The sequence below is a fragment of the Pseudomonas sp. Sample_14 genome, from assembly GCF_004307515.1.
GTDB classification, from domain to species: Bacteria; Pseudomonadota; Gammaproteobacteria; order Pseudomonadales; family Pseudomonadaceae; genus Aquipseudomonas; species Aquipseudomonas atacamensis.
This window is the reverse complement of sequence record NZ_RCOC01000048.1, coordinates 1-855: the sequence shown is the minus strand read 5'-3', so window position 1 is coordinate 855 and position 855 is coordinate 1. Positions and strand designations below refer to the sequence as shown.

General features: G+C 46.9%; 2 protein-coding genes. One reads left to right on the top strand and one right to left on the bottom strand.

Annotated elements, in window-relative coordinates; genetic code table 11:
* The coding region (locus tag D8U61_RS11185) for a hypothetical protein (protein WP_130926922.1) at positions 1-593 on the top strand (593 nt) is incomplete at its 5' end.
* Positions 594-669: 76 nt separating this feature from the next.
* On the opposite strand, the gene D8U61_RS27895 is transcribed toward D8U61_RS11185, so the two are convergent.
* Positions 670-855: hypothetical protein (locus tag D8U61_RS27895; protein ID WP_206663083.1), on the bottom strand; the 186-nt coding region annotated here is incomplete at its 5' end.

The following is an 855-nucleotide window of genomic DNA, read 5'->3' as shown; positions in this document are numbered from 1 at the left end:
AAATGATAGTTTCAGCGATGTTTGATTCCCTCGTCACATTTGACTGCGTATATGGAGGCTTTGAGCTCGAAAATGGAGTAGTTCGCCTTTATGTCGAAAGAGGCCTAGCCTTGAAAAAAACGAAGTTGGTAACAGCGGCGGATGGCGCTCGGATCGTACAGTGTGATGAAGATGAGTGTCCTAAGGGCGAAAGTATTTTTCCTGTTCATTACATTTACGATCCCGCTAGAGATGTGGAGTATGTTGAATGGAGTCTTGTAAATGGTTTGTTACACGCTCGAAGCGAGGGTGGTGAATGGGTCAGATACGAGAGCAAGAGTGAAGGTTTGCACGCAATGCATGAATATGTGGGTGACTGCTGGCTGGTCTTTTCGGGTGTGAGTGTGTTGAGAAAAGTTATCTGTGAATATTCTCTCGATCGAAAGAGTTCCTCAGGTAATGAGTTTGTCGAGGAGTTTATTAGTGGGCCTAAAGTCGATAAGTCTGCAAGTGAGTATTTTCTTGAGGGTGAAATAAATGTTTTGCCTGGGCCAGGATGGATGTCTTTGAAAATTGATGCAGATTCGTTTCATATCGAGATTCCCGACGATTGAAAGAAAAGCGAATAAATGGGGACCGGATAAATGGGGACAGACCACCTTTCGAGAGACAAACGGGGACAGGCCACCTTCAAATTCGCGTCGAGCGTAAAAGCGGCGGTGACCTGCAGTTCGATGCCGTCGCAACATCTATTTGTCCTCGTCCGGAGATGAACACAACGTCGAAACCCATAGCAAGGACGGCAAGAAACGCGTCCATGTACAGGATGACCACACTGTTCAGAAAGCAGCTGAGTTCATCGCCGGCGGCGACGTA